General features: G+C 70.9%; 6 protein-coding genes. All 6 read right to left on the reverse strand.

What is annotated here, in order from left to right:
* Window positions 1-12: 12 nt before the first annotated feature.
* The gene (locus ACLQ24_RS13115; protein ID WP_425891542.1) at window positions 13-672 is read right to left on the reverse strand and encodes a C39 family peptidase; all 660 of its coding nucleotides are present in this window, start codon (window positions 670-672) and stop codon (window positions 13-15) included.
* 956 nt (window positions 673-1628) lie between these two features.
* Window positions 1629-1766 carry a hypothetical protein gene (locus ACLQ24_RS13120; RefSeq protein WP_425891543.1) on the reverse strand — a complete coding sequence of 46 codons (138 nt, stop codon included), beginning with the start codon at window positions 1764-1766 and terminating at the stop codon, window positions 1629-1631.
* Window positions 1767-1900: 134 nt separating this feature from the next.
* A complete protein-coding gene (gene uvrC, locus ACLQ24_RS13125) occupies window positions 1901-3937 on the reverse strand; it encodes an excinuclease ABC subunit UvrC (RefSeq protein WP_425891545.1) in 2037 nt (678 codons plus the stop codon).
* A gap of 169 nt (window positions 3938-4106) precedes the next feature.
* Window positions 4107-4589 carry a Rieske (2Fe-2S) protein gene (locus tag ACLQ24_RS13130; protein ID WP_425891547.1) on the reverse strand — a complete coding sequence of 161 codons (483 nt, stop codon included), beginning with the start codon at window positions 4587-4589 and terminating at the stop codon, window positions 4107-4109.
* A gap of 221 nt (window positions 4590-4810) precedes the next feature.
* Window positions 4811-7756 (reverse strand): excinuclease ABC subunit UvrA, encoded by a 2946-nt coding sequence (gene uvrA / locus ACLQ24_RS13135; protein ID WP_425891549.1) that lies wholly within the window; start codon window positions 7754-7756, stop codon window positions 4811-4813.
* A 237-nt stretch (window positions 7757-7993) separates the two neighbouring features.
* On the reverse strand, window positions 7994-9064 hold the full coding sequence (rsgA, locus tag ACLQ24_RS13140) for a ribosome small subunit-dependent GTPase A (protein WP_425891557.1): 1071 nt from the start codon (window positions 9062-9064) through the stop codon (window positions 7994-7996).
* Window positions 9065-9315: the final 251 nt, after the last annotated feature.

Genomic DNA, 9315 nt, shown 5'->3' on the forward strand with positions numbered 1-9315 from the left:
TTCGGTTGATTCTTAGCTGGTGGCGTAGCCGCGAGTGGCGATCCAGTCGGCCAGGTGCTCGATGGTGATCTGGTACGAGGCGCTCTCCGGGTTGGCGGAGTCGGCGATCGTGACGACGTTGCCGTTGTCGCGGTAGCCGGTCACGCTGATGTAGTGCCCGCCCTCGTAGGAGTGGGTGTTGCCGTCGGTGTCGGTGCTGGTGCCGGCGATGTTGGCGACCACGGCCCGACCCTCGTCAACGGTCTTGACCACGTCGGCGCGCAGCGTGTCGGTCTGCTTGGCGTCGGCGTCCGGGCTGCTGATCTCCACCGACCGGTAGGCGTCAGCCTTGCCGGTCTCCTTGTTCAGCACCGGGGTGATGTCGTTGATCGAGTTGGTGCCGGCCTCGGTGGTGCCCATCTCCTTGGCCATGGCGTCCACGTCGATGTTCTTGCCCTGCACGCTCAGCGCGTTACGGGTAGCGGCGGGGCCGCAGTAGTAGAAGTTCGGCTGCGCCTCGTACCGCACACCAAGCTCCCGCTCACCGTGACCCTTGCGGTCGGACACCGTCTGGGTGGTGGGCTTGGCGTCGGCCATGGCGTAGGCGGCGGTAACCGGTCCGGCGATCGCGCCACCGGTGAACGCGAGGCCAGCGGCGGTCAGGGCGGTCTTACGAATCAGATCGGTACGCATGATGGCGTGCTCCTCTGCATGTCGGGGGAAACGCGACGACACGAAGTTCGGGGCATGTGCCGAAGCGGAACGTTCACGGGGGACCGGCCCGGCGACCCAGCGGGGCCTGCTCGGGGGGTGTCCCGAAGGGTGGTGCAACGGTCCGGGGCGGCGGATCATTCCGCCCGATCACTCCGGACCGGGCACGGCCTGCGGTGGTGCTCGGCCGTGCGGGGGATGTAACGACGCCGGCCCGGCGGGTGTTCCCGGCGGTGGCTACCGGCCTGGGCCGGTGCTGTTCGGCGGTGCGAGGTGTGTAACGGCGCGGACCCGGCGGGTGTTCCCGGGGCTGGCTACCGCCTGAGCTGCTGCTCGGCGGTGCGAGGTGTGTAACGGCGCGGACCCGGCGGGTGTTCCCGGGACTGGCTACCCGCCTGAGCTGCTGCTCGGCGGTGCGCGGTGTGTAACGAGCCCGGCCCGGCCGGTCTTCCCGGCGGCGGCGTCGCGCACGGCGAGCGGGGGTCGCGCGGCCGTGATCCGAGGGGTCGCGGCGCCATGGCAGGTATAACGACCTGGCGCGGCCCGCGATTCCGCCCCCACGATGACACCGAACACCGCACACCACGCCCCTGAACAGGACAGACCTCGCATCCGCCACCGCCCGGCGCGCCTTGGCGTCCATGGGCTGGTCCATGATCTGCGCAACTTCGGGGATGTTGCTGCCTCAGCCCGTCGTGAGGCAGCAACATCCCCGAAAGTGCTGCCTACCGATCGGGGCGAGCGCCTCGCCGAGGATCCGAGGCGGCGCATCCGGGCAACATCGTGCTCGAACCAGGAAAGCACCAGGAAGGAGGGCCCTCGCCGCGCGGCCGAGGCCACTACAACCAGGAGACAACCAGGAGACAGCCAGGAGACAGCCAGGAGACAACCAGGATCGAGCGCGATCATGGGGGGTGCGACGGCGGCGCGTTCCGCATTCAGGTGGGCTCAGACAGTTCCTCGCGGGCGACACCGCCGGCGTACGTGCAGAGCAGCGCCCAGGGCCGAACAGTGCCGCTGCGCCCCGGTGACACCGCCATGCCGCCCTGGCGGGGCGGGCCCGAATCATCGCCCATATCGGGGCATCTCGCCCAGATGGCGCAGTAGGAGCATGCGCACCAGGCGGCAGGAGGTTCTGATCCCACACGACTTCGGCGATATTGCGCTATCCCAGCCGGTTGATGGCCCGATATCGCCGAAGTTGAGTCGATCATGGCGAGGGCAAGCCCTCAACCGCTAGCCCAGCGGCAGAAGTCGTCTCCGCATCGGGTGGGCTCTCCGCGCCGTTGTCGGCCGGCACCCCCGGGTCGAGGGTGGCCAGGATCGCCTCGGCGGTACGTCGGCCGACCCCGGGCACCTCGGTGATCTCTTCGACGGTGGCCGTGGAGAGCCGCTTGAGTGAGCCGAAGTGCCGCAGCAGCGCCTTGCGGCGTACCTCGCCCAAGCCGGAGACGTTGTCCAGCGCCGACTCGGTCATCCGCTTGGAGCGGCGCTGGCGGTGGAACGTGATGGCGAAGCGGTGCGCCTCGTCACGGACTCGTTGCAGCAGGTAGAGGCCTTCAGAGGTGCGCGGCAGGATGACCGGGAACTCGTCGTCGGGGAGCCAGACCTCCTCCAGCCGTTTCGCGAGGCCGCAGAGCGCGACGTCGTCGATGCCCAGGTCGGCGAGGGCCTGCGCGGCGGCGGCGACCTGCGGGGCGCCGCCGTCGACGACCACCAGCTGGGGTTGGTACGCGAATTTGCGCGGCCGGCCGGTGGTCGGGTCGATCAGGACACCGACCTGCGGCTCGGCGGCGTCTGCCGGGGCGGCCGGGTCGTCGGCCGACTCGACGCCCACCTCGCCCGTCTCGGCCCGCGCGTCGAGGTAGCGGGCGAAGCGGCGGCGCAGCACCTCGGACATGGCGGACAGGTCGTCGGTGGCGCCCCGGACGATGAACCGTCGGTATTCGCTCTTGCGGGGCAACCCGTCCTCGAAGACCACCATGCTGGCGACCACGTCGGTGCCCTGGATCTGGGAGATGTCGAAGCACTCGATGCGCAGCGGCGAGGTGCGCATGCCCAGCGCCTCGCTGATCTCGTCCAGCGCCTTGCCTCGGGTGGTCAGGTCACCGGAGCGCTTGAGCTTGTGCCGGGCCAGCGCATCCTTGGCATTGCGCTCGACCGTCTCCAGCAGGGTGCGCTTGTCGCCGCGCTGGGGCACGCGCAGCGACACCCGGCTGCCCCGGTGGCTGGTGAGCCAGTCGGCCAGCGCGTCGGCGTCCGCCGGCAGCTCGGGCACCAGCAGCTCACGGGGTACGTCCGCTTCGCCGTGCTCGCCGCCGTACACCTGGGTGCAGAAGTGGTGCACCAGGTCGCCGGTGGTCAGGTCCTCGGTCTTCTCCACCACCCAACCGCGCTGGCCGCGGATCCGCCCGTCGCGGACGTGGAACACCTGGACGGCCGCTTCGAGCGGGTCGTCGGCGAACGCGACCACGTCGGCGTCGGTGCCGTCGCCGAGCACGACGGTCTGTTTCTCCATGGCCCGGCGCAGGGCTGCCACGTCGTCGCGCAGGCGGGCGGCCCGTTCGAACTCCAGGGCCGCGCTCGCCTCGGTCATCTCGCGTTCGATCTTGCGGACCATGGTGTCGGTACGGCCGGCCATGAAGTCGCAGAACCCGTCGACGATGGCACGGTGCTCGTCGGCGGAGACGGTGCCGACGCACGGTGCCGAGCACTTGCCGATGTAGCCCAGCAGGCAGGGCCGGCCGACCTGGCCGGCCCGCTTGAACACCCCGGCCGAGCAGGTGCGCGCGGGGAACACCCGCAGCAGCAGGTCGAGGGTCTCGCGGATGGCCCAGGCATGCGAGTACGGACCGAAGTAGCGCACACCCTTGCGTTTCGCGCCGCGCATCACCTGGAGCCGCGGGTATTCCTCGTCGAGGGTGACGGCCAGGTACGGATACGACTTGTCGTCGCGGTAGCGGACGTTGAACCGAGGGTCGTACTGCTTGATCCAGGTGAACTCCTGCTGGAGCGCCTCGACCTCGGTGCCGACGGTGATCCAGTCCACCGACTCGGCGGTGGTGACCATCTGGCGGGTGCGCTCGTGCAGGTTCCAGACGTCGCCGAAGTAGGAGTTGAGCCGGCTGCGCAGGTTCTTCGCCTTGCCGACGTAGATCACTCGGCCGGTGCCGTCGCGGAAGCGGTAGACCCCCGGTGACTCCGGGATGGTGCCGGGTGCGGGACGGTAGGTCGACGGGTCAGCCACACCAACAAGCCTAGTCCGCACCCCCGACACGCCACGTCGACCGCTAGATCGACTCGGTGTAGGGGAAGTCGGGGCATCGTCGCGCGCGGTACCCCGACTTCGTGGAACCCGAGTTGATCAACGGCCGGGCGGGCGCGCGGCCGGCCCACCCGGCCAGCGTGTCCAGCCGTCAGGCCAAGGAGATCTGATCGCCGGTGACCTTGATGTCCTTCGGCGGCAGCGGCTTGGTGGCCGGGCCGGCCTTGACCGAGCCGTCCTCGATCGAGAACTTGCTGCTGTGGCAGGTGCAGTTGATGGTGCCGCCGTCGACGTTCGAGACCGGGCAGTTCTGGTGCGTACAGATGGGGCTGAAGCCCTTGAACTGGCCGGCCGTGGGTTGGGTGATCACCACGCCCTCGGCGGCGAGGATCTTGCCGCCACCGACCGGGATGTCGGCGGTGGTGGCCAGCGACTGGGCGTTCTGCCGGTCGCCGCCGCCGGCGTCGCCGGTGCTGGGCACCGCCGGGCCACCACTGGTGGGTGAGCCGCTGCCACTGCCGTCGTCGCTGCCGCAGGCAGCCAGGACGACGGCCGCGCCGACCGCCCCGACGCCGGTGAGCAGGGTACGACGGGTCTGCGTACCCGGACCGGTCAGCGCCTGATCGTCGCTCATGCCTCGCCTCTCTCTCGCCCACTGCGCCGGTCCGAAAGCCCGGCCACACTTCCTTCCACGCGCAACTGTGCCGGATAGTTCACACCGGCATCCGTGCGACCCCGGCAAAAGGGGCGGGGCGGGTCGTCATCCGACCCGCCCCGAGAGAGTTGCCCAGGGTCTGTCTCGGGAGGACTGGCCGGCCTGCGGCGGCCGCGCCCTCAGGAACCAGACCCCAGCGGTCAGCGGGCGCCGGCCGGCACCTTGCGGGTCGCCCGTGTCTTGGTCGCGCCGTTGGCCTTGGCGGCCCGGGTGGTGGCCGCCGCCGCGCCCTTGGCCTCGCCGTCGAGCTTGAGCACCTGGCGCAGGAACTGGCCGGTGTGGCTCTCGACCACCTCGGCGACCTCCTCCGGGGTGCCGGTGGCGAGGACCGTGCCGCCCCGGTGACCACCCTCCGGACCCATGTCGATCAGCCAGTCGGCGGTCTTGATCACGTCGAGGTTGTGCTCGATGGTGATCACCGTGTTGCCCTTGTCGACCAGGCCCTCGAGCACCATCAGCAGCTTGCGGATGTCCTCGAAGTGCAGACCGGTGGTCGGCTCGTCGAGCACGTAGACCGTCCGCCCGGTGGAGCGCTTCTGCAGCTCGGACGCGAGCTTGACCCGCTGCGCCTCACCGCCGGACAGCGTCGGCGCGGGCTGCCCGAGGCGGACGTAGCCCAGGCCGACGTCGACGAGCGTCTTGAGGTGCCGGTGGATCGCCGGGATGGCGGAGAAGAACTCGGCGGCCTCCTCGATCGGCATCTCCAGCACGTCCGAGACGGTCTTGCCCTTGTAGTGCACCTCCAGCGTCTCCCGGTTGTACCGGGCGCCCTTGCAGACCTCGCAGGGGACGTACACGTCGGGCAGGAAGTTCATCTCGATCTTGATGGTGCCGTCGCCGGAGCACGCCTCGCAGCGGCCACCCTTGACGTTGAACGAGAACCGGCCCGGACCGTACCCCCGGACCTTGGCCTCGGTGGTCTCGGCGAAGAGCTTGCGGACGTGGTCCCAGACACCGGTGTAGGTGGCCGGGTTGGAGCGCGGCGTACGGCCGATCGGCGACTGGTCCACGCCGACGACCTTGTCCACGTGCTCCAGCCCGGAGACCCGGGTGTGCCGGCCGGGCACCAGCCGGGCGCCGTTGATCTGGTTGGCCAGCACGGCGTACAGGATGTCGTTGACCAGGGTCGACTTGCCCGAGCCGCTGACGCCGGTGACCGCGATGAGCTGGCCCAGCGGGAACGACACCGTCAGGTTGCGCAGGTTGTGCTCGCGCGCGCCGTGCACCACCAACTCCCGGCCCGGGTCCTGCGCACGGCGGCCCGTCGGCGTCGGGATCGACCGCCGCCCGGACAGGTACGCCCCGGTGATCGACTCCTTGTTCTCGAGCAACGCCGGCACCGAGCCGCTGTGCACGATCTTGCCGCCGTGCTCGCCAGCCCCGGGCCCGATGTCGACGATCCAGTCGGCGACCCGGATGGTGTCCTCGTCGTGCTCCACCACGATCAGCGTGTTACCCAGCCCGCGTAGCCGGATCAGGGTCTCGATCAGCCGGTGGTTGTCGCGCTGGTGCAGCCCGATCGAAGGCTCGTCGAGCACGTAGAGCACGCCGACCAGGCCCGAGCCGATCTGGGTGGCCAGCCGGATGCGCTGCGCCTCACCACCGGAGAGCGTGCCGGCGGGCCGGTCCAGCGAGAGGTAGTCCAGGCCGACGTCGAGCAGGAACCGCAGCCGGGCGTTGATCTCCTTGAGGACGCGCTCGGCGATCATCTTCTGCCGGTCGGTCAGCTCGATGCCGGCGAGCAGGTCGGCGCACTCCCCCACGGACAGGTTGCAGACCTCGGCGATGCTCTTGCCGGCGAGGGTGACGGCCAGCACCTCGGGCTTGAGCCGGGCACCCCCGCACGCGGCGCACGGCACGTCCCGCATGTAGCCCTCGTACTTGTCGCGGGACCACTCGGACTCGGTGTCGGAGTGCCGGCGCTCGATCCACTGCACCACGCCCTCGAAGCCGGTGTAGTAGGAGCGCTCGCGGCCGTACTTGTTGCGGTAGCGCACGTGCACCTGGTCGTCGGAGCCGTGCAGGATCGTCTTCTGCGCCCGCGCCGGCAGCGCCCGCCACGGGGTGTCGACGTCGAAGTGCTGGGACTCGCCGAGCGCCTCCAGCAGGCGCAGGAAGTATTCCAGGTTGTGCCCGGTCGACCAGGGCTGGATCGCGCCCTCGCGCAGGCTGCGCTCCGGGTCGGGAACCAGCAGCTCCGGGTCGACCTCCTTCTTGGTGCCCAGGCCCGTGCACTCCGGGCACGCGCCGTACGGGGCGTTGAAGGAGAAGACCCGGGGCTCAAGGTCCTCGATGGCGAGCGGGTGGTCGTTGGGGCAGGCCAGGTGCTCGGAGTAACGGCGCTCCCGATCCGGGTCGTCCTCCGGCAGGTCGACAAAGTCGAGCAGCACCAGGCCGCTCGACAGGCCCAGCGCGGCCTCGACCGAGTCGGTCAGCCGCTGCTTGGCGCTCGGCTTGACGGTGAGCCGGTCGATCACCACCTCGATGGTGTGCTTCTCCTGCTTCTTGAGCTTGGGCGGCTCGGTCAGCGGGTGCACCACGCCGTCGACCCGGGCCCGGGCGTAGCCCTTGGCCTGCAGCTCGGCGAAGAGGTCGACGTACTCGCCCTTGCGGCCCCGGATGACCGGCGCGAGCACCATGAACTTGGTGCCCTCGGCCATGGCGAGCACCCGGTCGACGATCTGCTGGGGGCTCTGCCGGGAGATCCGCTCGCCGCAGACCGGGCAGTGCGGCTCGCCGATGCGGGCGAAGAGCAGACGCAGGTAGTCGTAGACCTCGGTGATCGTGCCGACGGTGGAGCGCGGGTTGCGCGAGGTGGACTTCTGGTCGATCGAGACGGCCGGGCTCAACCCCTCGATGAAGTCGACGTCGGGCTTGTCCATCTGCCCGAGGAACTGCCGGGCGTACGACGACAGTGACTCCACGTACCGCCGCTGCCCCTCGGCGAAGATCGTGTCGAAGGCCAGGCTCGACTTGCCCGACCCGGACAGCCCGGTGAACACGATGAGAGCGTCCCGGGGCAGGTCGAGACTGACGTCACGCAGGTTGTGCTCGCGCGCGCCACGGATGATGAGTCGGTCGGCCACGGTACGTGTACTCCCGGGTGAAGGTGAAGCGGAGGGTCTGTCCCGCTCTGGGCTGGTTCCGAGCGGTCGTACGGGCGCGGAAAACACGCCTCGGCAACTCTAGCCCCGAGGTACGACAGTTTCCCCCGCCCGCACATTCCCCCAGCTCAGGCCGGTCGGCCGCGCCGCGACCGAGCCGTCGGCCCCGGTCGCGGGCGGCCCGGACACGCACCCAGGCACGGCCCGCCGACAGCCCGGTCAGAAGCCCCCGGGCGATGGCGGGTGGGCCGCCCTGCGCCGCGCCGAGCGCCAGCCGCCCCGCCGCTCGGAGGCGAGCCGCGCCTCGCGCCGCCGGCTCTCGTGTGCCACCTCGCCGTGCAGCCGCCGCCAACTCTCCCACCGGCGGGCGGACAGCTCACCCGTGCGCAGCGCGTCACGGACCGCGCAGGCCGGCTCGCGGTCGTGCCGGCAATCGGCGTACCGGCAACCCTCGGCCAGCCCGGCGACGTCGGCGAACGCCCGGTCCAACCCCGCCACGCCGTCGAGCAGACCGACCGCCCGTACGCCAGGCGTGTCGATCACCGCGCCGCCGCCGGGGATCGGCACCAGGGCCCGCCAGGTGGTGGTGTGCCGGCCCTTGCCGTCGACGCGGCGGATCGCCTGTGTCGGCATCATCACCGCGCCGGCGAGCGCGTTGACCAGGCTCGACTTGCCCGCGCCGGACGGCCCGAGCAGCCCCAACGTGCGACCCGGGGCGACTTCGGCGCGCAGCGGGGCCAGCCCGGTGCCGCGCTCGGCGCTGACCGCCAGCACCGGCACACCGGGGGCGACCGCGGCGAGTTGGCGGGCCAGCGCGGCCGGATCGGCCGCGAGGTCGGACTTCGTCAGCACCACCAGCGGCCGGGCCCCGGACTCGTGGACCAGGGAGAGCAGCCGCTCGATGCGGCCGACGTCCGGCTCCGGGTGCACCGGCTCCACCACGGCGGCCGTGTCGAGGTTGGCGGCCAGCACCTGACCGCTGGCGTCCTTGCCGGCGGTACGGCGGATCAGCGCGGCTCGCCGGGGCAGCACGGCCGCCACGGTGATCCGGCGGTCCGGCCAGTGCGTGAGCAGCACCCAGTCCCCCGCGCAGGGCAGCGCGGAGGGGTCCTGGGCAGCGGCGGCCAGCACGGACGGGCCGAGGCTGGCGCGGACCGGACCGTCGGCGGTGAGCACCGTGCAGACTCCCCGGTCCACCCGGGCCACCCGGCCCGGGTGGCGCTCGCCACGTCGGGCGGCGTACGACGCCCGGTCGGCGTCCCAGCCGAGGGCGGTCAGATCGATAGTCATGGCATCCTCGTCGGTGTCGAGCTGGTGATGGCGGAACATGCGTGCCACGTCCGGCATGAACACCACCTCCCTCCGACGTCCGAGTGCCGCATGTGACGCCGACGGTAGGGCGCGGGGCGACGCGCCGAAAGCGATTTCCGCGACGACGGCGTGCCGCGCGCCCGCTAGGGTCGACGCGTGAGTTGCCCTGTGTCAAGCCGCCGCAAGTTGATCTTGTCTGATCAGCTGTTGGAGGGCTCTGTGGTGGTCTG

Origin of the sequence: Micromonospora sp. DT4, from assembly GCF_049841675.1 — a bacterium.
GTDB lineage: Bacteria > Actinomycetota > Actinomycetes > Mycobacteriales > Micromonosporaceae > Micromonospora.

Bases quoted from the DNA above. Each gene is read 5' to 3' on its own strand.
- ACLQ24_RS13115 (WP_425891542.1), bottom strand. From the start codon at position 672: ATGCGTACCGATCTGATTCGTAAGACCGCCCTGACCGCCGCTGGCCTC.
- ACLQ24_RS13120 (WP_425891543.1), bottom strand. From the start codon at position 1,766: ATGGGCGATGATTCGGGCCCGCCCCGCCAGGGCGGCATGGCGGTGTCA.
- ACLQ24_RS13130 (WP_425891547.1), bottom strand. From the start codon at position 4,589: ATGAGCGACGATCAGGCGCTGACCGGTCCGGGTACGCAGACCCGTCGT.
- rsgA (WP_425891557.1), bottom strand. From the start codon at position 9,064: ATGACTATCGATCTGACCGCCCTCGGCTGGGACGCCGACCGGGCGTCG.